Source organism: Bacillus sp. AY3-1 (assembly GCF_008368785.1).
GTDB lineage: Bacteria > Bacillota > Bacilli > Bacillales > Bacillaceae_G > Bacillus_A > Bacillus_A wiedmannii.
Window position 1 is genome coordinate 32,475 of sequence record NZ_QORZ01000012.1, and the last position, 25,802, is coordinate 58,276.

Annotated in this window: 26 protein-coding genes; 21 read left to right on the plus strand and 5 right to left on the minus strand. The window is 35.9% G+C overall.

The genetic code is table 11. From position 1 onward, the window contains the following. Positions 1-236 precede the first annotated feature (236 nt). On the plus strand, positions 237-1,565 hold the full coding sequence (locus tag DN389_RS08240) for a PhoH family protein (RefSeq protein WP_000358079.1): 1,329 nt from the start codon (positions 237-239) through the stop codon (positions 1,563-1,565). Positions 1,566-1,610: 45 nt separating this feature from the next. Here DN389_RS08240 and DN389_RS08245 read toward each other — a convergent pair whose 3' ends face one another. Next, entirely contained in the window at positions 1,611-2,108 is a 498-nt protein-coding gene (locus DN389_RS08245; protein ID WP_088123318.1) for a molybdopterin-binding protein, read from the minus strand. Between the two features lie 150 nt (positions 2,109-2,258). Here DN389_RS08245 and DN389_RS08250 point away from each other — a divergent pair, with 150 nt between their 5' ends. From DN389_RS08250 to pyc, 3 genes are all read left to right on the plus strand, one after another. Continuing rightward, positions 2,259-2,546, plus strand: coding sequence for an Fpa/YlaN family protein (locus DN389_RS08250; RefSeq protein WP_000135698.1), 288 nt, complete (start codon positions 2,259-2,261; stop codon positions 2,544-2,546). Positions 2,547-2,671: 125 nt separating this feature from the next. Then, entirely contained in the window at positions 2,672-3,853 is a 1,182-nt protein-coding gene (locus DN389_RS08255) for an FtsW/RodA/SpoVE family cell cycle protein (RefSeq protein WP_098189976.1), read from the plus strand. A 335-nt stretch (positions 3,854-4,188) separates the two neighbouring features. Then, entirely contained in the window at positions 4,189-7,635 is a 3,447-nt protein-coding gene (gene pyc / locus DN389_RS08265) for a pyruvate carboxylase (protein WP_149237012.1), read from the plus strand. A 237-nt stretch (positions 7,636-7,872) separates the two neighbouring features. Here pyc and ctaA read toward each other — a convergent pair whose 3' ends face one another. Then, positions 7,873-8,808, minus strand: a complete 936-nt coding sequence (ctaA, locus tag DN389_RS08270) for a heme A synthase (protein WP_149237013.1) — start codon at positions 8,806-8,808, stop codon at positions 7,873-7,875. A 496-nt stretch (positions 8,809-9,304) separates the two neighbouring features. On the opposite strand from ctaA, the gene ctaB reads away from it, so the two are divergent. The 7 genes from ctaB (at position 9,305) to DN389_RS08305 (ending at position 16,450) form a co-directional block, all read left to right on the plus strand. Then, positions 9,305-10,228 carry a protoheme IX farnesyltransferase gene (ctaB, locus tag DN389_RS08275; RefSeq protein ID WP_000017546.1) on the plus strand — a complete coding sequence of 308 codons (924 nt, stop codon included), beginning with the start codon at positions 9,305-9,307 and terminating at the stop codon, positions 10,226-10,228. Between the two features lie 93 nt (positions 10,229-10,321). After that, positions 10,322-11,371, plus strand: a complete 1,050-nt coding sequence (gene coxB, locus DN389_RS08280; protein ID WP_000745279.1) for a cytochrome c oxidase subunit II — start codon at positions 10,322-10,324, stop codon at positions 11,369-11,371. Between the two features lie 60 nt (positions 11,372-11,431). Further along, positions 11,432-13,267, plus strand: a complete 1,836-nt coding sequence (gene ctaD / locus DN389_RS08285; protein WP_179955886.1) for a cytochrome c oxidase subunit I — start codon at positions 11,432-11,434, stop codon at positions 13,265-13,267. Then, positions 13,267-13,890, plus strand: a complete 624-nt coding sequence (gene ctaE, locus DN389_RS08290; protein WP_000557858.1) for a cytochrome c oxidase subunit III — start codon at positions 13,267-13,269, stop codon at positions 13,888-13,890. Before ctaD ends, ctaE begins: the two co-directional genes overlap by 1 nt. A gap of 3 nt (positions 13,891-13,893) precedes the next feature. After that, positions 13,894-14,226 carry a cytochrome c oxidase subunit IVB gene (gene ctaF / locus DN389_RS08295; protein WP_000985699.1) on the plus strand — a complete coding sequence of 111 codons (333 nt, stop codon included), beginning with the start codon at positions 13,894-13,896 and terminating at the stop codon, positions 14,224-14,226. 85 nt (positions 14,227-14,311) lie between these two features. After that, positions 14,312-15,217 carry a cytochrome c oxidase assembly factor CtaG gene (gene ctaG / locus DN389_RS08300; RefSeq protein ID WP_149237015.1) on the plus strand — a complete coding sequence of 302 codons (906 nt, stop codon included), beginning with the start codon at positions 14,312-14,314 and terminating at the stop codon, positions 15,215-15,217. A gap of 234 nt (positions 15,218-15,451) precedes the next feature. Next, positions 15,452-16,450, plus strand: coding sequence for a formamidase (locus DN389_RS08305; protein ID WP_149237016.1), 999 nt, complete (start codon positions 15,452-15,454; stop codon positions 16,448-16,450). A 46-nt stretch (positions 16,451-16,496) separates the two neighbouring features. Here the strand turns inward: DN389_RS08305 and DN389_RS08310 are convergent, their stop codons facing one another. Beyond that, positions 16,497-16,862 carry a YugN family protein gene (locus tag DN389_RS08310; RefSeq protein WP_001160937.1) on the minus strand — a complete coding sequence of 122 codons (366 nt, stop codon included), beginning with the start codon at positions 16,860-16,862 and terminating at the stop codon, positions 16,497-16,499. Between the two features lie 206 nt (positions 16,863-17,068). Between DN389_RS08310 and DN389_RS08315 the strand changes: the two genes are divergently transcribed. The 6 genes from DN389_RS08315 (at position 17,069) to DN389_RS08340 (ending at position 20,604) form a co-directional block, all read left to right on the plus strand. Then, positions 17,069-18,103, plus strand: a complete 1,035-nt coding sequence (locus tag DN389_RS08315; protein WP_000735385.1) for a CAP domain-containing protein — start codon at positions 17,069-17,071, stop codon at positions 18,101-18,103. 186 nt (positions 18,104-18,289) lie between these two features. Next, on the plus strand, positions 18,290-18,733 hold the full coding sequence (gene ylbD / locus DN389_RS08320) for a YlbD family protein (protein WP_001143336.1): 444 nt from the start codon (positions 18,290-18,292) through the stop codon (positions 18,731-18,733). 11 nt (positions 18,734-18,744) lie between these two features. Then, the gene (locus DN389_RS08325; RefSeq protein WP_001200991.1) at positions 18,745-18,990 is read left to right on the plus strand and encodes a YlbE-like family protein; all 246 of its coding nucleotides are present in this window, start codon (positions 18,745-18,747) and stop codon (positions 18,988-18,990) included. An 82-nt stretch (positions 18,991-19,072) separates the two neighbouring features. After that, positions 19,073-19,645: a histidine phosphatase family protein gene (locus DN389_RS08330; RefSeq protein WP_002008391.1), complete on the plus strand. Its 573-nt coding sequence runs from the start codon at positions 19,073-19,075 to the stop codon at positions 19,643-19,645. Between the two features lie 116 nt (positions 19,646-19,761). Continuing rightward, entirely contained in the window at positions 19,762-20,211 is a 450-nt protein-coding gene (locus DN389_RS08335) for a YlbF/YmcA family competence regulator (protein WP_000634355.1), read from the plus strand. Between the two features lie 126 nt (positions 20,212-20,337). Next, entirely contained in the window at positions 20,338-20,604 is a 267-nt protein-coding gene (locus tag DN389_RS08340; RefSeq protein WP_002080814.1) for a YlbG family protein, read from the plus strand. 55 nt (positions 20,605-20,659) lie between these two features. On the opposite strand, the gene DN389_RS08345 is transcribed toward DN389_RS08340, so the two are convergent. After that, positions 20,660-21,049: a DUF7147 family protein gene (locus DN389_RS08345; RefSeq protein ID WP_000616012.1), complete on the minus strand. Its 390-nt coding sequence runs from the start codon at positions 21,047-21,049 to the stop codon at positions 20,660-20,662. A gap of 531 nt (positions 21,050-21,580) precedes the next feature. Between DN389_RS08345 and rsmD the strand changes: the two genes are divergently transcribed. Further along, the gene (gene rsmD, locus DN389_RS08350; protein WP_001266975.1) at positions 21,581-22,147 is read left to right on the plus strand and encodes a 16S rRNA (guanine(966)-N(2))-methyltransferase RsmD; all 567 of its coding nucleotides are present in this window, start codon (positions 21,581-21,583) and stop codon (positions 22,145-22,147) included. Continuing rightward, the gene (gene coaD / locus DN389_RS08355; RefSeq protein ID WP_000200598.1) at positions 22,144-22,635 is read left to right on the plus strand and encodes a pantetheine-phosphate adenylyltransferase; all 492 of its coding nucleotides are present in this window, start codon (positions 22,144-22,146) and stop codon (positions 22,633-22,635) included. Before rsmD ends, coaD begins: the two co-directional genes overlap by 4 nt. Here the strand turns inward: coaD and ylbJ are convergent. Then, entirely contained in the window at positions 22,627-23,856 is a 1,230-nt protein-coding gene (gene ylbJ, locus DN389_RS08360) for a sporulation integral membrane protein YlbJ (RefSeq protein ID WP_000273093.1), read from the minus strand. The two genes, coaD and ylbJ, sit on opposite strands and share 9 nt — an antisense overlap. Before the next feature lie 113 nt (positions 23,857-23,969). Between ylbJ and DN389_RS08365 the strand changes: the two genes are divergently transcribed. Next, the gene (locus tag DN389_RS08365; RefSeq protein ID WP_000662602.1) at positions 23,970-24,761 is read left to right on the plus strand and encodes a patatin-like phospholipase family protein; all 792 of its coding nucleotides are present in this window, start codon (positions 23,970-23,972) and stop codon (positions 24,759-24,761) included. Then, on the plus strand, positions 24,754-25,779 hold the full coding sequence (locus DN389_RS08370; protein ID WP_000476310.1) for a SepM family pheromone-processing serine protease: 1,026 nt from the start codon (positions 24,754-24,756) through the stop codon (positions 25,777-25,779). The genes DN389_RS08365 and DN389_RS08370 overlap by 8 nt, the downstream gene beginning before the upstream one ends. Positions 25,780-25,802 lie beyond the last annotated feature (23 nt).

Consider the following 25,802-nt stretch of genomic DNA (forward strand, 5'->3'; position numbering starts at 1 on the left):
TAAGAAAATAAGTTATTAACTTTTGTAATCAGTTATTGTGATTTTATGTTAATAATTATAATTAAAAGTAATATATTGAATAGAAATGAATAAAAAATAAATAAAAGGTTTCATGGCTATGAATTTCGATTCTACCTCGTTTATACGGTACATATAATTATAACAATGGTTCGTCCATATTTTATGGATGAAACCCTTGTTCTACAAATTTAAAAGTGGAGTCAGGGGGTAACAGGTTGGATAAAATTTATGTGTTAGATACGAATGTACTTTTGCAGGATCCTTTATCTATTTTTTCATTTGAAACAAATGAAGTAGTGATTCCAGCAGTTGTATTAGAAGAGGTTGATTCGAAAAAACGTTATATGGATGAAGTAGGACGAAACGCTCGTTATGTATCTAAGTTAATAGACAAATTTCGTGAAATAGGAAAGCTGCATGAAAGTATTCCGTTAGAAAACGGCGGTACATTTCGTATTGAATTAAATCATCGTTCATTTGTTCAACTACAAGATATTTTTGTAGAAAAAACGAATGATAATCGAATTTTAGCTGTAGCAAAAAATCTATCTTTAGAAGAACAAGAAAAAGAGGACGGGAAGTCTGTTATTTTAGTAAGTAAAGACGTGCTCGTAAGGGTAAAAGCTGATGCAATTGGTTTGAAGGCGGAAGATTATTTAAGTGATCGTGTAATTGAAGTAGATAATATATATTCAGGATTTTTAGAAGGGTATATATCAAAAGAGCAATTAGATTATTTTTATGAAAAAGGTGAATTGCCTTTATCCGAAATTGCAAATCACCCTTTTTATCCAAATCAGTTTGTAGTAATGAAAGATGCATTAGGGGGATCTAGTTCAGCACTTGGCATTGTGGATCATTTAGGTAAGAAGGTAAAGAAACTTATTTTTCACAATGAACAAGTATGGGGGATACGACCACGAAATGTGCAGCAAATTATGGGATTAGAATTGTTGCTTCGTGAAGATATTCCGCTAGTAACGTTAACGGGGAAAGCTGGTACAGGAAAAACATTACTCGCGTTGGCTTCAGGACTCATGCAAACGGAAGATTTAGGACTATATAAAAAACTACTCGTTGCAAGGCCAATTGTTCCGGTCGGAAAAGATATCGGTTATTTACCAGGAGAAAAAGAAGAAAAGTTAAGACCATGGATGCAACCGATTTTTGATAATCTAGAGTATTTATTTAATACGAAAAAGCCAGGAGAGTTAGATGCTATTTTAGCTGGAATGGGTTCGATTGAAGTAGAGGCCCTTACCTACATACGTGGGAGAAGTATTCCAGATCAGTTCATTATAATTGATGAAGCACAAAATTTAACGAAGCATGAAGTGAAAACGATATTAACAAGGGTAGGAGAAAAAAGTAAAATTGTATTAATGGGAGATCCTCAGCAAATTGATCACCCGTATTTGGATGAATATAATAATGGTTTAACATATGTTGTAGAGAAGTTTAAAGAGCAACGTATTAGTGGTCATGTAAAGTTTGTTAAAGGGGAGCGGTCTAATTTAGCTCAACTTGCAGCAGATTTATTATAAAAGGAGTGAGCTGAGGCTCACTCCTTTTTCTTCCAAGTATACACTTTAAATAATTGTAAATTTACGGATGTTACGGATTGGATTTTGTCTATTAGATCCATCATTGTAATATAGATGAACAGGTCCATCCTCTTTTAATGGCTTTCCTTCTTTTGAAAAACCAAGAATAGCATTTTCTACAGTTTCTAATGGAAGTATTATTGTTTGATCTACTGTTTCAATTTCGACTTGCGTAGCGTCCTCTGAAATTTCGGCGTTAGCAAGAAATGGATGAAATGGTATACCGAACGTTCCGGTAATTAGTTGTTCTTTTTTATATTTCTTTACACTTTGTTGTATCGGTGGAAACGCAGCACCATCACGGATTTCGCGATCCCAATGCTCTGAAGTGTTTTTTAAATAAGCTTCTAGTTCTGAAGTGTTTTCTCTTGTTTCATCAAAGTAAGTTGTCAAATCTACTTTTCGATCATCAAAGATCCAAACAGTTGGATCGATAGTGATTGGAAAACGAACTTTTCCATTAATAAATAAAATTTCGCTCATTGTTGTTCCCCCATTTGTGTTATACTCCCACTTTTCAGTATAATAGCATTAGACACGGTTGTCACAAAAAATGTTTCTATTGCAATTTACTAAAACTATCGCTAATATTAATAGATAGGAGAGAGTAGGACGGAAACGGAGGGAATCAATTTGGCGTCTGAGACAGTATCAAATCATCAGGAAAAGGCACTAGCCCTTCTACAAGCGGATGCGGAGAAGATTTTAAGACTTATTAAGGTGCAAATGGACAATCTTACAATGCCGCAATGTCCATTATATGAAGAAGTGTTAGACACACAAATGTTTGGACTATCCCGCGAGGTCGATTTTGCAGTTCGCCTTGGTCTTATTGCAGAAGAACAAGGGAAAGCAATGTTAGGAGAGCTTGAACGTGAGTTATCTGCACTTCATGAAGCATTTACGAACAAACAACAATAACGGGTTCAAATAGGGGGGCTCAAACTGAAATAGTTTGGGCTTTTTATTTGTATAATAAAGCAGGAAGAATCAATGTACATATGGAATACAACAATAATTAAATTGAAACAGAAAGAGGAAATGAAATGAAAAGAGTATGGAAATCAATGGATTATTCATTATTACTTCCTCTTGTTATATTATGTGTGTTGGGAGTTATAATGGTATATAGTTCTAGTTCCATTGTCGCGATTTCGTCGAAATATAACTGGCCAGCAGATCACTTTTTTAAAAAACAATTAGTTGCTCTTGCTATTGGAACAGTAATGCTAGTGATTGTCGCTGTAATTCCTTACAAATTTTGGAGGAAAAAAATAGTTCTTACAGCGATGGGGTTAGGGAGTCTGGGCTTACTAACAGCAGCTTTTCTTTTCGGTAAGGTAATCAATGGTGCAAAAGGATGGATACTAGGTATACAACCAGCTGAGTTTGTAAAAATAGCAGTTATTATTACGCTAGCAAGTTTTTTTGCTAAGAAACAAGAGAGGCAAACCCCTTTTTTTCAAGGGATAATACCTCCTATATTTGTTGTCGGTGGATCGATGGTGTTAATTTTATTACAAAATGACTTAGGGACTGACATATTAATAGGTGGAACAGTGTTAATTATGTTCTTCTGTTCAGGAGTTAATGTTAACTTGTGGATTAAAAGATTTTTATTAACATCTGTCGTGTGGATTCCGGCGTTGTATTTTATCGGAAACTATAAATTAAGTCTTTACCAAAAAGCTCGATTTTCAGTTTTTCTTGATCCATTTAGTGATCCGCAAAAAGATGGATTTCAATTAATAAATTCATTTATTGGAATTGCCTCAGGTGGGTTAAATGGTAGAGGACTAGGAAATAGTATACAAAAGTATGGCTACTTACCAGAGCCGCAAACGGATTTTATTATGGCAATTATATCTGAAGAACTAGGTTTTATAGGTGTAGCCATCATTTTAATCTGTTTACTACTTATTATCATTCGTTCGTTTAGAGTTGCACAGAAGTGTAAAGATCCATTTGGAAGTTTAATTGCAATCGGAATTGCAAGTTTAATTGGGATACAAACTTTTGTTAATGTTGGTGGTATGTCTGGATTAATACCACTTACAGGAGTACCTTTACCGTTTATTAGTTATGGTGGTAGTTCTTTATTGGCTAATCTAATTGCGATGGGTATATTATTAAATGTTGCTAGTCATGTAAAACGACAAGAGAAACAACAAAATGAGATAATGAAAGAAAGAGAGCAAGATGGACCGCGTCTTGTTGTAGTAAAATAAAAAACACATTGTGCTTTAGAGCGCGATGTGTTTTTTTTATGTGCAAGAAACATCAAATAGGATACATTAATTGATATATATACCGAAAAATATATCACATTAAATTAAATGTGATATACAATTAAGTTGTTAGAAAAGGAAGAGGTATGCTATACTATTTTTGTGAAACAAATTGATCAGAAAACTTATCATTTGTTAAAAAATAAGGTATGATGGATAAAAATAAAGTGAAGCTTTCTAAGTATAATATAATGTAGAAAGTGAAGAACTTCACGCTCTTTAGGGTGTGTATATATTGTATCTCTAGAGTGGTAGGAAAGTAGAGGGGGAAAATCATGACAAAGCTGCAACGTATTCAAAAAGTATTGGTAGCTAACCGTGGAGAGATTGCAATTCGTGTGTTTCGAGCTTGTTCGGAACTTGGATTAAAAACAGTTGCAATCTATTCTAAAGAGGATAGTGGTTCTTATCATCGTTATAAAGCCGATGAGTCCTATTTAGTTGGGGAAGGGAAAAAGCCAATTGATGCTTATCTAGATATTGAGGGCATTATTGAGATTGCGAAAAGTAATCATGTAGATGCAATCCACCCTGGATATGGTTTCTTGTCAGAAAATATTCAATTCGCAAAACGTTGTGAAGAAGAAGGGATTATCTTTATTGGTCCAAAGAGTAAGCATTTAGATATGTTTGGAGATAAAGTGAAAGCAAGAACACAAGCGCAGCTAGCACAAATTCCAGTTATTCCTGGTAGTGATGGGCCGGTAAATTCAGTAGAAGAAGTTGGAGAATTTGCTGAAAAGTATGATTACCCGATTATTATTAAAGCTTCCCTTGGCGGTGGCGGTCGTGGTATGCGTATTGTACGTAGTAGTGAAGAATTAAGAGAATCGTATAATCGAGCGAAGTCAGAAGCGAAAGCAGCCTTTGGTAATGATGAAGTATACGTTGAAAAATTCGTTGAAAAACCTAAACATATAGAAGTTCAAATTTTAGCAGATGAAGAGGGCAATGTTGTTCATTTATACGAGCGTGACTGTTCTGTACAACGTCGTCACCAAAAAGTGGTAGAAATCGCACCTAGTGTGTCGCTTTCAGATGATTTGCGTCAGCGTATTTGTGATGCTGCTGTGAAATTAACGAAAAATGTAAATTATTTAAACGCAGGAACAGTAGAATTTCTTGTAAAAGGTGATGAGTTTTACTTTATTGAAGTAAATCCGCGTGTTCAAGTTGAACATACGATTACAGAGATGATTACAGGAGTCGATATCGTTCAATCGCAAATTTTAATAGCTGATGGACATGCATTACATAGTAAAATAGTAGGTGTTCCGAAGCAAGAGGAAGTAGTTGTGCATGGATTTGCAATCCAATCTCGTGTAACAACTGAGGATCCACTAAATAATTTTATGCCGGATACAGGAAAAATAATGGCGTACCGATCAGGCGGTGGTTTCGGTGTGCGTCTTGATACAGGAAATAGCTTCCAAGGTGCAGTTATTACACCGTACTACGATTCTTTACTTGTAAAAGTTACAACATGGGCGCTTACTTTTGAACAAGCTGCTGCAAAAATGGAACGTAACTTAAAAGAATTCCGTATTCGTGGTATTAAAACAAATATTCCATTCCTAGAGAATGTAGTAAAACATAAAAACTTCTTATCAGGAGAATATGATACTTCGTTTATTGATGTGTCACCTGAACTATTCTTGTTCCCGAAACGTAAAGACCGCGGAACGAAAATGTTAAATTACATTGGTTCAGTAACAGTAAATGGCTTCCCAGGAGTAGGGAAAAAAGAGAAACCAATTTTCCCGGATGCTCGTATACCGAATGTATTACATTCAGAGCCAATCCAAAATGGAACGAAACAAATTTTGGACGAGCGTGGAGCAGATGGATTAGTAAAATGGGTACAAGATCAAAACCGTGTACTTTTAACGGATACAACATTCCGTGATGCGCATCAGTCATTACTTGCAACTCGTATTCGTACAAAAGATTTACATCAAATTGCAGAGCCAACAGCGAGAATGTTACCGAACCTATTCTCAGCGGAAATGTGGGGTGGTGCAACGTTTGATGTTGCATATCGTTTCTTAAAGGAAGATCCATGGGAACGATTACTAGATCTTCGTGAAAAAATGCCAAACGTTTTATTCCAAATGTTACTTCGTTCTTCAAACGCAGTTGGTTACAAAAACTATCCGGATAATTTAATTCAAAAATTTGTGGAATGTTCTGCTCAAGCTGGAATTGATGTCTTCCGTATTTTTGATAGCTTAAACTGGGTAGAAGGTATGAGAGTTGCGATTGATGCTGTACGAGATACTGGTAAAATTGCAGAAGCAACAATGTGCTACACAGGAGATATTCATGATCCGTTACGTAGTAAATATGATTTGAATTATTATAAAAACTTAGCAAAAGAGTTAGAAGCATCAGGAGCACATATATTAGGAATTAAAGATATGGCAGGCTTATTAAAACCTAATGCGGCATATGATTTAGTTTCTGCATTAAAAGAGACGGTATCGATTCCGATTCACTTGCATACACACGATACGAGTGGAAATGGTATATTAACGTATACAAAGGCAATTGAAGCAGGTGTTGACATTGTCGATGTAGCAGTAAGTTCTATGGCTGGTCAAACGTCACAACCAAGTGCGAACACGCTATACTATGCATTAGGTGGAAACGAAAGACAGCCAGACGTTAATATAGATTCATTAGAAAAACTATCTCATTATTGGGAAGATGTACGTAAATACTACGCACCGTTTGAAAGTGGTATGAATGCACCTCATACAGAGGTATATATGCACGAAATGCCAGGCGGACAGTATAGTAATCTACAACAACAAGCGAAAGCGGTTGGTTTAGGAGATCGCTTCGATGAAGTGAAAGTAATGTACCGCCGTGTGAATGACATGTTTGGCGATATTGTTAAAGTAACACCATCATCTAAAGTTGTCGGTGATATGGCATTATTTATGGTTCAAAATCACTTAACAGAACAAGATGTTTTAGAGCGTGGGCATTCTATGGACTTCCCAGGATCTGTTGTTGAAATGTTCTCAGGAGATTTAGGACAACCGTATGGTGGTTTCCCGAAAAAGTTACAAGAAATTATTTTAAAAGGGAAAGAGCCATTAACAGTAAGACCGGGTGAATTATTAGAGCCAGTAGATTTCGACGCGTTAAAAGAAGAGCTATTCCATAAGCTTGGACGTGAAGTGACGATTTTTGATGTTGTTGCATATGCATTATATCCAAAAGTATTTATGGATTACGAAAAAGTTGCTGAGCTTTATGGAAGTGTGTCTGTGCTTGATACACCGACATTCTTCTATGGTATGAGACTTGGTGAAGAAATTAATGTGGAAATCGAACAAGGTAAAACATTGATGGTTAAACTAGTATCAATCGGAGAGCCTCAGCCAGATGGAAATCGTATTCTTTACTTGGAGTTTAACGGTCAACCACGTGAGATTGTTGTGAAAGACGAAAGTGTGAAAGCAACAGTGGCACAACGTGTGAAAGGAAACCGTGAAAATCCAAACCACATTAGTGCAACAATGCCGGGAACGGTTATTAAAGTAGTTGTAAAAGAAGGCGATGAAGTGAAAAAAGGCGATTCTATGGCAATTACAGAAGCGATGAAAATGGAAACGACAGTTCAAGCGCCGTTCAATGGTAAAGTGAAAAAAGTATATGTTAACGATGGAGATGCAATTCAAACGGGTGACTTACTCATTGAATTAGATCACTAAAAAAGAAAAAGAGCTGTGTAAATGCAGCTCTTTTTCTTTATCCCGCTATTCGCCGGACAGTAAGACACCCGCCTCAAAATTCAGCGAAAACAAAGAAGTTAGATGGGGGATCAACTGCCCATAAAAGCCTGATTGGTGCGGGCTAATAATCAGTGGGGGATGAAGCCCCCACTGATTAAAGTTTCACTTTATTGCAAAAAATACCTTGCCAATTCAGCAAGGTATTTTAATTTGAATTTATTTTGTTTGTTTAGAAGTTGATTCAGCTTCTTTTGCATTCACTTTACTTCGTGTACCTAACATAACTAAATAGCATAGTACAGCAAACAAGCAAGAAATGAATAGTGAATGTAATAATGCCATTACTAAATTAGCATTTGTAAATACGACTAAAATTCCTACGATAGCTTGAAGTGTAACAAGGATAAATGAAATGATCCATCCCCAGTATACGACAGGCTGCTGCTTGTAATGGCGAATAGCGAGAATCATCGCGTATAGTATCCAAGCGAAAATGAACATCGCTGCAACTCTATGTCCCATTTGAACCCATTCATGTAGTTGAGTTGGCATAGGTCTATTTTTGCTACATAAAGGAAAGTCTGGACAGGCTAAGCTAGCTCGTTCGTGACGTACTAAAGCACCTGTGTAGACGACAATATAACTGTAAATTGTTACACCATAAATATGAAATTTCATTTTTTTGTCCATAATAAGTGAACGTGCATCAAATTTCTGATCAATTTCAAAGATAAGACACGTTAATAAAATGACAGAAGCAAATGAAATTAAGGAAATACCGAAATGGATAGCAAGTACAGCTGGCATTTGTCCCCAAACAACTGCTGCCGCTCCCATTAATGCTTGCGCAACTAAAAATACGAAGGATAAAATTGCTAACGTTTTTGTTTCGCGCACATGTTTATAATATTTCCAGGACAAAATACAAAGGAGAGTGACAAGAATTCCTGCTGATCCTGATGTAAGGCGGTGACTTAGTTCAATAATAGTTTCCATTGATAAATTAGATGGAACAAATTCACCGTTACAAAGTGGCCATGATTTACCGCACCCTTGGCCAGAACCTGTTTTTGTAACTAAGGCGCCTCCTAGTAAAACTATTAATAAATCAAGACTCGTAATGACTGCTAACCATTTAATAAAGCGTTGCAATCTATTTCACCATCTTTCTGCTATGAAGTTATTGCGAAATATTTTCATTCCATTATGTATAGAATAAAAAGCGCTAGTTCCTATGATATATAAAAAATAATAAAATAGCAAAGAAATGGCGGGGGCAGACAGGGGAGAGAAAATGGGTGTGGAAATAGGATATATAAGGGAATTTTTAGGTGAAAAACAGGCTATTTTGAAAAGATATGGGGAGAATACGTGTTAAATATGACAAAAAAGTTTATTATAGAAGGTAACATCATGTTATGATAAGGACAAGTAAGAATTAAGTTTTTATATTCGACACAAAAAGTTCATGTTTTCTTCACAAAATGTTCGGGAAATATGATTTAATATATTGGAGTATGGGCGTAGATTAGTAGTAGAATGGATTAACAATATTTCTACTGTAATAATATTGCTATATAGAAGCGAAATATTTCATTCGAAATAGGCGCAAAAAGAAAGATGAAAGTTTTAAGAGGGGGTTAAAGTGATGAGCCATGCAACAAGTGAGCTGCATGATGAGTCAGCTGTTACAAGCGTACCGGAAACAACTCGGCTACAAGATTTATCAGCGCTCGTTAAAATGGGGATTGTAAACTCAAATACACTTACTGTATTTACAGGATTTTGGTTGGCATTACATTTTAATGGATTAAGTGTGATGGATAATCTGGATAAGTTATTCTTTACAATCGTTGGTTCTGGATTAATTATGGCAGGGGTATGTTGTTTAAATAACTACATTGATCGAGACATCGACCCGTTAATGGAAAGAACAAAAACCCGTCCAACAGTTACTGGGAAGTATAAACCGGGATTTGCACTTACATTTGGACTAGTTATATTACTTCTTGGATTTGTATTTTTATTATTAACAACACCAATGGCAGTATTAATGGGATTTATTGGTGCTTTCACATATGTTGTCTTATATACGTTATGGACAAAGAGAAAGTATACACTAAATACTGTTGTAGGTAGTATATCTGGAGCAGTTCCACCTTTAATTGGATGGGCAGCAATCGATCCATCTTTAGGCCATCCAATTGCTTGGATGTTATTTTTAATTATGTTTATTTGGCAAATCCCACATTTCCTCGCATTAGCGATGAAACGTGTTGATGAATATCGAAATGCAGGAATTCCAATGCTTCCTGTAGTTCATGGATTTGAAATTACGAAACGCCAAATTATGATTTGGACAGTATGTTTATTACCACTACCATTTTATATGAGTGGACTAGGGATAACATTTATGGTAATTGCAACATTGTTAAACATCGGATGGATCGTTTTAGGATTTTATGGCTTCCGTAAGCAAGATGACATCAAATGGTCCGTACAAATGTTTGTTTATTCCCTAAATTATTTAACAATCTTATTTGTATCAATGATTGTAGTTACATTCTTCTAAGACAACGACATAATTGGATTTCTTTACGTTGAGATTTACTTTACTTAACTATAAAGTACAATCTAATTCACAAGGAAAGTGGGGGTTGTTTGTATGAAGAAACAGTGGCGACTGCTTTCGTTCGTTTCACTGCTGGCTTTACTGTTAGGGGGATGCGGTAAAGCCTTTCAATCTACTTTAATTCCGCAAGGAGAAGTAGCAAAAATGCAATATGATTTGCTCTTACTAGCAACTGCGATTATGGTAGGAGTAGTACTAGTAGTTACTATTATTTTCTTATATGTAATTGTGCGTTTCCGACAAAAGAAAGGTCAGGAAGATTATATTCCAGAGCAAGTTGAAGGGAATCACAAACTAGAAATTATTTGGACAGTTATTCCGATTATTCTTTTGTTAATCTTAGCTGTTCCGACGGTTACATATACATTCAAACTTGCTGATGTAAGTGCAATGGAGAAAAAGAATATTGATAAAGATACTATCGTTGTTGATGTAACAGCGAATCTTTATTGGTGGGAATTTTCTTATAAATCAGAAAAAATAGTAACTTCTCAAGATTTAGTCATCCCCACAGGTAAGAAAGTGTATTTGAATTTGAAGGGTGCCGATATTAAACATTCGTTTTGGGTTCCATCTTTAGCTGGGAAAATGGATACAAATACAGACAATGTGAACAAAATGTGGTTAAAGGCAGATAAATCGGGCACTTATAATGGTTTTTGTACAGAATTTTGCGGCCCATCACATTCTTTAATGCAATTCAAAGTGAAAGCTTTAGATGAAAGCGAGTACAAAAAGTGGCTTGCTGATATGAAGAAGATTGATGGGAAGAAAGAAGTAGCTTCAACAAAGGCGCAAGAGGGCCAAGAAATATTTAATAAAAGCTGTATTGGTTGTCACGCAGTTGGATCTAATGATAGTAGACCACCTTCCGCTCGTATCGCACCAAACTTAGCAAACTTTGCGGATCGCGATATGGTTGCCGGTATTGCCGAAAACAATGAAGAAAACTTAAAAAAATGGCTGAAAGATCCTGAAAATATGAAACCAGGAAATAAAATGACTGGTAAATATGGCAACTTAACGGATGATCAAGTTGATGCATTAAATGCATACTTACAAACGTTAAAAGTTGAAAAGTAAAGAGAGATTATTCGCGAAGGGGAGGTTGAAAACGTGAGTTCTGTAGCAAAAAAACAGGGGATGGGTGCTGTCATATGGGATTATTTAACGACAGTAGACCATAAAAAGATTGCCATTCTCTATTTAATTGCAGGTGGATTGTTTTTTATAATAGGCGGAATAGAAGCTCTATTTATTCGCCTTCAATTAGCGATTCCTAACAACGCTTTTCTTGTTGGGGATGCTTATAATCAAGTATTAACGATGCACGGTACAACAATGATTTTCCTCGCAGCTATGCCACTCGTGTTTGCATTTATGAACGCCGCTGTACCACTTCAAATTGGTGCACGTGATGTAGCGTTCCCGTTTTTGAATTCACTCGGATTTTGGTTATTTTTCTTTGGTGGAGTATTTTTAAATTTAAGTTGGTTTTTAGGTGGAGCACCTGATGCAGGCTGGACATCTTATGCATCTTTAGCTTTAGCCTCTAAAGGCCATGGTGTTGATTTTTATGTACTCGGCTTGCAAATCTCCGGTATTGGTACATTAATTGGAGGTATTAACTTCCTTGTAACCATTATTAATATGCGTGCGCCAGGAATGACGTATATGCGTATGCCGATGTTTACATGGACGACATTTGTAACATCTTCTCTAATATTATTCGCTTTTCCGCCGTTAACTGTAGGATTAGGACTTTTAATGTTAGATCGTTTATTTGGAACAAGTTTCTTTAATCCAGCATTGGGCGGGAATACGATTATATGGGAGCATTTATTCTGGATTTTCGGTCATCCAGAAGTATACATTCTTATACTCCCAGCTTTCGGAATATTCTCAGAAATCTTCGCGACATTTTCGAAAAAACGATTATTTGGTTATTCGTCGATGGTGTTCGCGACAGTATTAATTGGATTCTTAGGATTTATGGTATGGGCGCATCATATGTTTACTGTTGGACTTGGTCCAGTTGCAAATGCTATTTTCTCAGTTGCAACAATGGCGATTGCAGTACCGACCGGTATTAAAATATTCAACTGGCTCTTTACGATGTGGGGAGGAAGTATTCGTTTTACGACACCGATGATGTGGGCAGTAGCTTTCATTCCATCATTCGTAATGGGTGGAGTTACAGGGGTTATGCTAGCATCTGCACCAGCGGATTATCAATTTCATGATAACTATTTCGTAGTAGCTCACTTTCATTATGTAATTGTCGGCGGTGTTGTATTTGGTCTACTTGCAGGAGCTCATTATTATTGGCCACTGATGTTTAATAAAGTATTGAATGAAACGTTAGGAAAGATAACATTTTGGCTATTCTTTATCGGTTTCCATTTAACGTTCTTCATACAGCATTTCCTTGGTTTAATTGGTATGCCACGTCGTTACTACACATATCTTGAAGGCCAAGGGTTGGAAATGGGGAATATGATTAGTTCTATTGGAGCGGTATTTATGGCTCTTGGAACGATTGTTCTTCTATTCAATGTAATTAAAACGACAGTTTCAAAAGACAAGGCTGGTCGTGATCCATGGGATGCACGTACATTAGAATGGACGATGCCAGCACCAACACCAGAATATAACTTTAAACAATTACCATTTGTTCGCGGGTTAGATCCGTTTTGGATTGAAAAACGTGAAGGGAATAAAGAGATGACAGCGGCGGAACCAGTTGGTGATATTCATATGCCAAATCCATCATTTTCACCATTTATCATTTCTTTAGGATTGTTTATAGCGGCATTCGGTGCAATGTATATGCAGGGTGGAAAAGATAAGTTTTGGTTATTAGTAGCAATTATCGGTTTAATCATTACATTTGGCACAATGTTCCTACGTTCAGTAATTGATGATCATGGATATCATATTCATAAGGAAGATTTAGAAGATAAGGGGGGCAAGGCATAATGCATGTAGATGAAAAATTAACGAATGAAACATTTCCAGCAGAGCCTGAAAAAGCAACCCTTGAGGGGAAAAATAAGTTTGTCGGTTTTTGGTTATTTCTTGGAGGCGAAACAGTATTGTTCGCTTCCTTATTTGGCACATATTTGGCGTTAAAGAATTCTACAAATGGTGGACCAACATCTCAAGAGATGTTCCAAATGCCACTCGTTTTCATTATGACGATGCTTTTATTAACGAGTAGTTTAACGAGCGTTTATGCGATGTATCATATGAAAAACTTTAACTTTAAAAAAATGCAACTTTGGCTACTAGTAACAGTGTTGCTAGGTTTAGGGTTTTTAGCATTTGAGATATATGAGTTTTATCATTATACGCATGAATTTAAGCATACTATGAGAAGTAGTGCATTTGGTTCCGCGTTTTATGCTCTTGTTGGTACACATGGTCTCCACGTATTGTTTGGATTATGTTGGATTTTAACATTAATCTTTAGAAATGCGAAGAGAGGTCTAAATTTATACAATGCACCGAAGTTTTATGTTGCATCGATTTATTGGCACTTTATTGACGTAGTTTGGGTGTTTATTTTCACTGTAGTATATTTGATGGGAATGGTGGGATAAACAATGGCGATAAAGCAAACGAATAATCCTAAAGTTGATCTTGTTTATCGGAAGAGAAAAAGTGCGGAGGAAATGAAGCATCAAGTTATTACATTTGCATTAATGATTTTTTTAACATTAGTTGCATTTGCAGCAGTCGCATATCCGAAAACTTTTAGTCCGACTTTCTCAGTACCATTTATTTTACTATTAGCAGTGGTACAAGTAATTTTTCAATTGTATTATTTTATGCATATGAGTCATAAAGGACATGAAGCGGCAAGTTTCTTTCTTTATTCTGGTCTGTTGATCGGGTTAATTACAATTTTAGCTTTTATGACAATTGTGTGGATTTGAAAAGTGAAAAATAAGGGAGCTTGTGTTGGCACAGCTCCCTCTTCTTATTATGTGAAAGGATAACCTTAAGAAGGTAGGTGTAACAATGAGTAACTTGTGGATATTTGGTTTTCAAGCTCTATGGAGTCCAATCTTTTTATTATTTATGCTTTCGATTCTTATTGGGTACTTTTTAATTATTGGGCCATATAGAATGCGATTTGAAAATGCGAGGAAGGTAAGTAAGAAGCAAATTTTTTATTTTACGACCGGGATTGTTCTTTTGTATCTTGTAAAGGGAGGGCCTATTGATTTAATTGGTCATATTATATTTAGTGCACATATGTTTGAAATGGCAGTTATGTATATTGCAGTTCCACCGTTATTGTTGCTTGGTATACCAGATTGGTTATATCGTTATATTACTTCTTTTAAGTTCGTTCAAATTATATTAAAGATATTTGTTAAACCACTTATTGCATTGTTTGTATTTAATGGCCTGTTTTCTTTTTATCATTTACCAGTTGTTTTTGATACAGTAAAACAAAGTCAAATTGCTCATCCTATTTGTCTCGCTATATTGTTCTTTACGGCAATCATGATGTGGTGGCCGATGCTAAATCCATTACCAGAATATCAAACATTAAGTGATATAAAGAAACTTGGTTATATGTTTGCTAACGGTATATTATTAACGCCAGCTTGTGCGTTAATCATTTTTGCAACTGCACCGTTATTTGCAACCTATACGGATCCGGCTGCTTGGATGAAGGCGATGGAACTTTGTGTACCCGCGGGAACTTTATCAGATTTAAATATAACGGGACCAGAATTTTTACACTGGATGCCAGTCGTACAAGACCAACAAACAGGTGGCATCATTATGAAAATTGTCCAGGAAATAGTGTATGGCACAATTATAGGCTATGTATTCTTTCGATGGGCGCGTCGAGAGCGTGAAAAGGATAAAGAGCAGTTGCAACAATTGCCGCCGTATTTACAGACTAAGTAAAAAAGTGTATGGGTTTCCATACACTTTTTTAGTTTTAGTTTTAGTAAACTATAAAAAGATTGAATTTTCAATTTATTTATGTTAAGTTAGTGTAGGCATGTACTAAAAGTGGATATAAGATTTACTACTAGCTTTAATACGTAATGATTCCATGTGTAGTGCAAGTTTTTTAGAGAGTTACAAATTTATATTGTTATCTTTAATAAACAAGAACTATTTTAAGGGGGAATTTAAATGGGTAGTAGTGGAAGTATGGTAAAGCCAATTAGTGGTTTTTTAACAGCATTAATACAATATCCAGTACCGGTAGTAGAGTCACGTGCAGACATTGATAAACAAATTAAACAGATCATAAAAACAATTTATTCAACTAAATCAGGGTATCCTGGATTGGAATTGATAGTATTTCCAGAATATAGTACACAAGGGCTTAATACAAAAAAATGGACTACAGAAGAGTTTTTATGTACAGTTCCTGGGCCAGAAACAGACTTGTTTGCTGAGGCATGTAAAGAGTCTGAGGTATATGGTGTTTTTTCTATAATGGAAAGAAACCCTGATGGTGGAGAACCGTATAATACAGCAATAATTATTGATCCACAAGGTGAAATGATTTTGAAGTATCGTAAGCTAAATCCTTGGGTGCCAGTCGAACCTTGGAAAGCTGGAGATTTAGGCTTACCTGTTTGTGATGGACCTGGAGGAAGTAAATTAGCTGTTTGTATTTGTCATGATGGTATGTTTCCTGAAGTAGCTCGTGAAGCAGCTTATAAAGGTGCAAATGTCTTGATTCGTATTTCTGGATATAGCACACAAGTTAGTGAACAATGGATGTTAACTAATCGTTCGAATGCATGGCAAAACTTAATGTATACATTGTCAGTGAACTTAGCGGGTTATGATGGGGTATTTTATTACTTTGGTGAAGGACAAGTATGTAATTTTGATGGGACTACTTTAGTGCAGGGACACCGAAATCCTTGGGAGATTGTTACTGCCGAAGTATATCCAGAGCTAGCAGATCAGGCTAGATTAGGATGGGGTCTCGAAAATAATATATATAATTTAGGTTCAAGGGGATATGTAGCGACTCCTGGAGGGGTGAAAGAAAACCCGTATACGTTTGTAAAAGATTTAGCTGAAGGTAAATATAAGGTTCCTTGGGAAGATGAGATTAAAGTAAAGGATGGAACTATTTATGGGTATCCAGTCAAAAAGACGATTCATTCTTAAGTAAGATAAATAGAAAAAGCGCATCACTATGATGCGCTTTTTCTATTTACTCAATGATTTGGAACTCTTTTAACTCTTTTTCGATATTTTGTAGGAGTTGTTCGCTTTTTTGAAGTACATTCGTTGGGAAAGTTTCACCATCACCATATTCAACGCCGTGAGGATAATAATGTTTTCCTAATAAGGGGGGAAGTAGCTTTATATCAGCGTGTCTGCTACCAACATCACCTTCAACAGCCAAACCTTGTACGCGCAAATAATAAATATCATTTAATATTTCAAATTTATAATCGTATGTAACTCGTTCATAATCCCACTGTCCAGCAAGTACAAAATGGTTCTTTTCCATAATCTCTGTTAATAGTGTTAAATCAACGACTGCCCCATTAAATTTCGTATTTGTAAATTGCATATAATACCTCCTCTTTTCATGTTACATCATTATTTTTATAATAGTACGAATAATAAGAAAGCGCAATTCATATTGAGAGAAAAGGTAGAATCCAGACTTTTTTTGCGAAAATATGATATAGTGAAAAGAGTACGGTACACACAAAAAAGGAAAGAAAAGGATTTGTGTATATCTCAATTTTATGTTTTGTGCAGGAGGTATATCGATTGAAGAAATTATTGCGTATCGTAATGATTACATTTTTAATTTTAGCTGTTGATTTATACGGAAAATTACTCGTTTCACAATATATATTAACCCCATCTCAATCAAAGCAAGAAAATAAAATTGTGAAAAAGAAAAAACAAGTAAATGAAGACTCTTCCGATACTGTTTTAAATATGATTGGTGGGGACTCTGAAAATTTATTAGCAAAATGGGGCGAACCATCTCGAATAGAGCCATCTGCTTACGGATATGAATGGTGGGTATATAATCAAGATTTAACTAAGTATGTGCAATTTGGAGTTGCAGAACGAAAAGTTGTAACGGCGTATGTCGCTGGTGAGCAAGTTAAGGTGCCGCCTTATTATATAAATGAAAAGTATGAAGAAGTGTATAAAAAGAGTCCACTCTCGCATGAGATTTCGTTAAAAAGAGGGAAAAATAGTTATCAATTTGAGTTATCTGACACGGAAGTGATGGAACAACCATTAATACCTGTAGAAGATGGCTGGGCACAATTATATTTTGATCATTTTACACATGAGCTTGTTGGTGTTCGTTATATGGATGATGAAACGTTATTACGCCAAAGACCGTATCAGCTTGTTTATTCGGGTGAATTACTAGCTGAACAACCATTGACTCCAGATAAAATGAAACAAATAGAGAATGGGAATATGCAACAAATTTTTGATTTAACAAATATTATTCGAAGTCGCTATAAGTTACCGCTGCTAGCTTGGGATCAACAAACAGCAGAGGTGGCTATAGGGCATAGTAAAGATATGAAGGATAATAATTACTTTTCACACGATTCACCTACACTAGGTACGTTAGGAGATCGTTTACAGCGCGGGAAAGTAGGGTTTCAACTTGCTGGTGAGAACATAGCGGCGCAGCATAGTGATGGAATTGCGGCGGTGCAAGGTTGGCTAAATAGTGAAGGGCATAGAAAGAATGTATTAAATGAACAATTTACAGGATTAGGTGTTGGGGTATACGATAAGTTTTATACACAAAACTTTATTCGAAAATAAAGTGAAATTTTAAGTTGTGTAGGGGACACCTCACGTTTAAGTACTTCGTATTCACTGAAGTGTAGGTCGGAATCTTACCGTATGCAAATAGCAGGATAAAAAGGTGCATGAATCGTCTAAAAATAGGCGAACCATGTGCCTTTTTTTTCTTACTATATAGTAGATATACATGAAGAGGTGAGGATTATGCCAACAACAAAAGGGCCGTTACATCCATCGGTTCAACAGTTTAAAGAGTTTGTAAACCATCACCCTAAAATGGTTCATGAGGTTAGAAGTGGTCACAAAACTTGGCAACAGTTTTATGAAGAATGGTACTTACTTGGTGAAGAAGATCCGATATGGGCAACTTTTAGGCCTGATGGAGCGCCAGCTTTTTCTTCGGTAAAAGAAAATAAACAAGAAAAAGAAAAAGATAATCGAACTGAAGAGGAAAAAACTGCTGATGTGATGGGACAAATGCTTTCTTTCTTTAAAAAGCTAGATGTGGAACAGATGCAACACCATTTAGCTAATGTGACGAGTGCTATTGGTAGTGTGCAACAAGTTTTTCAACAATTTCAAGGGAAGCCCGCGCGGCAAGAAGAAAGTACTTCCGAAAATAATCCATTTTTCTTTCAGAAGGATTAGGGGGAAAGCGGATGAGAGCAGAAATTATGGAGTTTATAAAGGCTGATGAGGATTTATCTCGCTATATTAGGGAGCAACCGTACTGGTATAGAAAACTAACGCGAAACCCTGAAGAAAAAGAGGCATTTGAGTTAGCGGCTATGCAGCATTTCAAAAAAACGATACCAGATAAAGTTGAGAAATTTCAAAACCAATTGGCAGTTGCCTCCATTATGATCGATATGTTTCAGTATATGAAGCAGCAAAATACAACATAATTGGAAGGGAAAACTATGTCCGTCATGCAGAACTTTTGATACAATAGAAGCGGATTATTTAAAAAGGAGTTGCAGCATGAGCATGACGGAAATTTGTTTAGTACGACATGGACAAACTGATTGGAATTTTCAAGAGATTATTCAGGGACGTGAAGATATTCCACTTAATGAAGTGGGAAAGAAGCAAGCAAGTCAAAGTGCAGTTGCTTTGCAAGCGGAAGCATGGGATGTAATTATAAGTAGCCCATTAATTAGAGCGCACGAAACAGCTAAGGAAATTGCAGGGGCTGCAGGATTGCAATCGATTTTATTAGATGAGCGATTTGTTGAACGTAATTTTGGTGAAGCTTCTGGGAAGCCGGTTGCGACTGTTAGGGAGCTAATTGCAGAAGGTAAAGTAGAAGGTATGGAGCAAGATGACGAGATTGTAACTCGTTGCTTTGCTGCTATAAAAGATGTTGCAGAAACTCATTCTGGCAAACGTATTATCATTGTAGCTCATTCACATGCGATAAAAGCAATTTTACATGCAATTGCACCGGAAGATATTTCGTTTAAGACACCATTAAAAAATGCATGTATTAGTTATGTGAAAGAAAATAGTGGGAAATGGGATGTTCTGAAATATAATATTGCGGAACATATTAATGTATAAGTATGTGCTGGGATTATACGGAAAATAGTTAGAGTGATATCTTTCTGTTTAGTGAGACACTTCAATTAGTAGTTCTATTCTAAATGTGGTATGATGAATACTCGGAGGTGTCTCTCATGATTGTAGCGACGCTGGAAAGCGTATTGATATTAGATAAGGCAGAGCAGCTTGCAAAAGCGATTATCTGTTCAGATATAGCAGAAGACTATCGTAAGTGTTATAAAGAATTGCATGAAGATATGGAAGTTCAGACGTTAATTCAGCAATTTACAGCGATGAAAGAACGATATGAAGAAGTGCAACGTTTCGGTAAATACCATCCTGATTATACTTTCGTTTCGACGAAAATGAGGGAGTTAAAGCGTTCTGTAGACTTACATGATAAGGTTGCAGCTTTTAAACGAGTAGAAACAGCTTTGCAAAAGTTGTTAGATGAAGTTAGTGTAGCAATCGGTTCTGAGGTGTCTTCTTCCATCAAAGTTCCAACAGGAAATCCATTTTTTGATGCTGGTGGCTGTGGTGGTGGTTGTGGTACCGGCGGAGGTTGTGGCTGTAAAACGGGGTAAATTACCCCGTTTTTTAGAAGATAGAAGAAAACGTATACAGAGTTTGTCCTGTAATGTCATAAATTTCTGATTGGTTTTCATAAAATATAAAATATATGTTTTTAAAAGGAGAAGATGGAGAAGATTATGTTCGGGCAACGACAAAGTATGATTGTTTATTTACATTCATTGAAACATGCCAAGATTTTAAGGAAATATGGTAACATACATTACATATCAAAACGCTTAAAATACGCAGTAGTATATTGTGATATGGAACAAATTGAGCATATGATGCAAAAGTTGAACAAACTTCCTTTTGTGAAGAAGATAGAACAGTCGTACCGCCCGTATTTAAAAACGGAATTTGAAAATTCACGTCCTGATCGGGCAAAAGAATACGATTATAGTTAATAGAAAAAATCCCCTGCTAATTTTAGTAGGGGATTTTTTTACTTGAAATAACACTTTATTTCATTGGAGGAATGAAATTATTCATTCGTAAAATACCAATTAAATGATTGAAAAACAGTTCTTTTTCTGGGAAAGTTGTGGATGGTTTTACCGTAAAGGTAGTCACTTTTCTTCCTAGTTGTTCTGCCGTTTCTTCAAATAAAATGACGCGTTTACTTTTTTTATTTTCAAGTACAGGAATGCCTTCACGACATATGTATAATGGTTGGAAATCACCAGTAGTAGTTGGTTTTAATATTACAACAAGTGAGCACACTTTTTTTTCATTTTTAATCGTTTCAAATTGTAACATATGTGTTATACGTTCTTGATTTGCTTTGGCAATTTCAAGTAATTCATATAAATCAGAGTAGCCTTCTCCGAGTTCTATAAAGCGTTGAATCATATTTTTTTCCTCCTCTTTCTTTTATTTACTGTACCATCTCACTTTTTAAATGAAAAGTAGACAAAGAAAAAAAACCCTGCAAAGCAGGGCCCTTCTTATACTAGCATGTACTAGTAAGAAGGCAAAGGGAGAGGAGAAACCGGAGGAAGAACTTATGGGGAAACGTAAGTCTTCTCCGCGGTTGGCAACAACATCGAAGGTGATGTTGTTATAATTATTTATGTCCAATCTAAATGAAGATATACATCATGAAATTAAATTTTATGTTTGGCTTTTTATTTTTCTTTTTTTTATTTTATGATAGGATAAAAAAGATAAAGTGAAACGAATATACATAATGGGTTCGTGTTAGCGCATAGTGAGATGAATACATAAAAATGCAGAGCGGTTATTTTAAGCCAAAGTTCTCCTATTGTTCGTTGAGAAATGAATGGAAAATTTCATGGAATAGTATAGTTTGGTAGCGGTTACCGAATGGAGAAAGGTTTTCTATAATTGCTCGATAGATTGAAATAAAGGTAGTGACAACAGATGAGAGTAGTTTCAGGAAAATGTAAAGGGCATCCACTAAAAGCGGTGCCAGGTAATACAACACGTCCAACGACAGATAAAGTAAAAGAATCAATCTTTAATATGATAGGTCCTTATTTTGATGGTGGTATCGCTCTTGATTTATTTGGCGGTAGTGGTGGTCTTGGAATCGAGGCTATAAGTAGAGGGATTGATAAAGCAATTTTTGTTGATCGAGATAATAAAGCGATAAAAGTAATCCATCAAAATTTAGAAAGTTGTCGAATACAGGAACAAGCTGAAGTATATCGAAATGATGCAGAACGTGCGGTAAAGGCTCTTATAAAACGTGAAATATCATTCGATCTTATATTAATTGATCCTCCATATAAAGATCAAAAAATTGTATCTTTAATTAGTGTGATGGATCAACATGGATTGCTACATAGAGATGGATTAATTATGTCAGAGCATGGTAATGATGTAGTTTTACCTGATTCTATAGGGAGTCTTGTAAAAGTAAGAGCTGAAAATTATGGGATTACAGCAATATCGATTTATAAGTATGAAGGTGAGGGGACGGAATGACTAGTATAGCTATTTCTTCGGGAAGTTTTGATCCAATTACCCTTGGGCATCTGGATATTATTAAAAGGGGAGCAAAAGTATTTGATGAGGTATACGTAGTAGTTTTAAACAACTCGTCAAAAAAACCGTTCTTTTCAGTTGAAGAGCGCTTAGATTTAATTCGAGAAGCAACAAAGGATATCCCGAATGTAAAAGTAGATTCACATAGTGGACTACTAGTGGAGTATGCGAAAATGCGTAATGCAAACGCGATTTTGCGTGGGTTACGAGCGGTTTCTGATTTTGAATATGAGATGCAAATTACTTCTATGAATCGAAAATTAGATGAAAATATTGAAACCTTTTTTATTATGACAAATAACCAATATTCATTTTTAAGCTCGAGCATTGTAAAAGAAGTTGCGAGATATGGAGGAAGCGTAGTAGATCTTGTACCTCCTGTTGTAGAACGTGCTTTAAAAGAAAAGTTTCAAACCCCGTTAAAGTGAACGGGGTTTTTCTTTGTTGCTACGAAAAAATAATAAGATAACATATACATATAAACAAAATAAAGTAAAGATCGGTCCATAGTGTACAAAAGATGTCCAAATTTCTTGCAGTATAGAAGAATGATTCGATAAAAATACGGGGATATCTTTTTGCATAGGTGAAAAAGAGCTTACTTTTTCATAAAATGGTTTCCAAAATATAAAAGTAAAAATAGGAGCCAGAATACTTTGGATAATTCGTGCGAAAAAATAGGGCTTAAATCGGATGTCTGTTTCAGCTAATATGCTAGCAACTTGTGCCTGAATAGAAAGGCCGCTAAACGCTAAAATAAAGCTTGTTACCATAGCTTGCTGCAGGAGGGGTGTTTCATTTATTTGACTAATCATTTGGCTACCGAGTGTCATTTCAAAAATGCCTGATAAGATTGGAATACTAAATTCTGTAGTTAGTTGGAAGAATGATAAAATATGTTGCATAATAAAAGAAAGTGCTGCTGTAATATGAAATACAGTAATCATTTTATTTAAAACAGAGAATAAAATAATAAATCCACCAATCATAAGTAATGTTTGAATAGAAGAAACGATAGCGTCCCCAAGTAATTTTCCTAATGGTCTTTTTTCTTGCATGCGCGTCTCGTGTAGGACTGAAAAAGGGTTTTGAAAAGGACGTTTTTTAGTAGGATGTTGATCCTTCGTGGAAATATTGTTATTGCCGTAAAAACGCATCAATAACCCGACGGCAAAGTTACTTAAATAATGTGCAGCAGCTAATACGATTCCTAATTTTGGATTATTGAAAAAACCGATAGAAACAGCTCCAAAAATAAAAAGTGGATTAGATGAGTTTGTAAAAGATACGAGGCGTTCTGCTTCGATTTGTGTTAGCTGATTACTTTTACGTAGTCTAGCGCTTAATTTGGCGCCAGCAGGGAATCCAGAAGCCATTCCCATTGCCCAAACAAATCCGCCTATCCCTGGAACGCGAAAAAGTGGTCGCATGAGTGGTTCTAATATAACACCTATAAATTTTACAACACCAATACTAATTAGAAGTTCCGCAATGATGAAAAACGGTAAAAGTGAAGGGAATACAACTTCCCACCATATATTTAACCCTCGAATGGAAGCTTGCAAAGCAGCTTGGGGGTGAAGTACAAGAGAAAAGGTTAAAAACAGTGTTGATATGGTAAGAAAAGCCGTTTTCCATTTTTCATACATGTAAGTAAATCCCCCTTTGTCCCAAAAAACGTTCATTTCAGTATACGTGGATACGTAGTGCATTTAGACCATAAGTATGAAAAAGGAATGAAAAAAATTAAAGGGTGAGAAAAATGAAAGAACCGAAAATTGGTTTAGCTCTTGGATCTGGGGGCGCAAAAGGGTTTGCGCATATTGGTGTTATAAAAGTTTTAAGAGAAAATGGTATACCGATTCATATGATTGCAGGAAGTAGTATGGGGGCTTTAGTAGGTACGTTTTATGCAGCTAGCTCAAACGTTGAAAGGTTGTATAAACTGGCAAATGTTTTTAAGAGGAAATATTATTTAGATTTTACAGTTCCGAAAATGGGATTTATTGCTGGAAAACGTGTCAAAGATATGATTAAAATGTTTACATATAATAAAAATTTAGAAGAGTTAGATATCCCGACGGCTGTTGTGGCTACTGACATCTTGAAGGGGGAAAAAGTAGTTTTTACAAGTGGTCCTGTTGCAGAGGCTGTGAGAGCTAGCATATCTGTACCTGGAGTGTTTGTACCAGAAAAAATAGATGGACGATTATTGGTGGATGGCGGAGTGATTGATCGCATTCCAGTATCGGTTGTGAAAGAGTTAGGTGCCGATATTGTTATTGCTGTTGATGTATCGCCGATTAAAGTGAATGGAGAGGTTACGTCTATTTATGATGTAATTATGCAGAGTATTGAAATTATGCAACATGAGCTGGTGATGAATCGACAAATTGCATCGGATTTAATGATGCGACCAGCTGTAGAACAATTTAGTTCACGTGCTTTTACAAACATTGAAGACATTATTCGAGTTGGAGAAGTAGAGGCGGAAAAACATGTTGCAAATATTTATTTATTAATTGAGCAGTGGAAGGAGAAACATAATGTTTAAGCGTTTTCGGTTTATATATGCAATTTTAATAGGGGTTATATTGGCGATGTTACTTGTTTACGTACGTTTACCGTATTATGTAACAAAACCAGGAATGGCGGCCAAATTAGAGCCTTACGTTCAAGTTGAGGGTGGAACGAAAGAATCCGGTGATTTTATGCTTGTTACGGTTTCAATGGGACCAGCAAATGTGGTGAATTTAATAGCGGCACAGTTTAATAAATATACACATATTTCGAAAGCGGAAGAAATATTGCAAAAAGGTGAGAGTGATGAAGAATATCAATTCCGCCAAAATTATGCGATGAAAGATTCGCAAAATGCAGCAATCTATAATGCGTATAAACGTGCAAACCGTACTGTTTCTTTTGAAAATAAAGGTGTATTGGTTGCAGGAGTAGCGAAAGGGATGCCGTCAGAAGGAAAGCTTAAGCTTGGAGATGTCATCATAGCTGTCGACGGAAAAACATTTGAAAAGACGGAGCAATTTATTGAATATATGACAGGGAAAAAAGAAGGGGAAGCAGTAAATATTGAGTACAAGAGAAATGGAAAACAGTTAAAAGAAAATTTAAATGTAAAGGCCATTCCGAATGGAAATGGGCGTGTTGGTATAGGGGTTTCTATCGTTACTGAAAGAGAATTAGTGGTAGATCCGAAAGTGAAAATTGATTCTCATGAAATAGGCGGACCATCGGCAGGCCTAATGTTTACATTAGAAATATATAATCAACTTGTGGAAGATGATTTAACAAGAGGGCATGAAATAGCTGGAACAGGGACGATAAATGAAAAGGGAGAAATTGGCCCGATTGGTGGTATTCAGCAAAAAGTGGTTGCTGCAAGTGATGCTGGTGCTGAAGTGTTCTTTGCGCCAAATGAAAAAGGTGCGGAGAAATCGAATTATAAAGATGCGCTTGAGGCTGCGAAAGATATTAAAACAAAAATGAAAGTTGTACCAGTTGATACGCTGGATGATGCATTGCTGTATTTGGAAAAAATGGGCGAGAAAAAATAAACCTCTCTGAAAAAGAGAGGTTT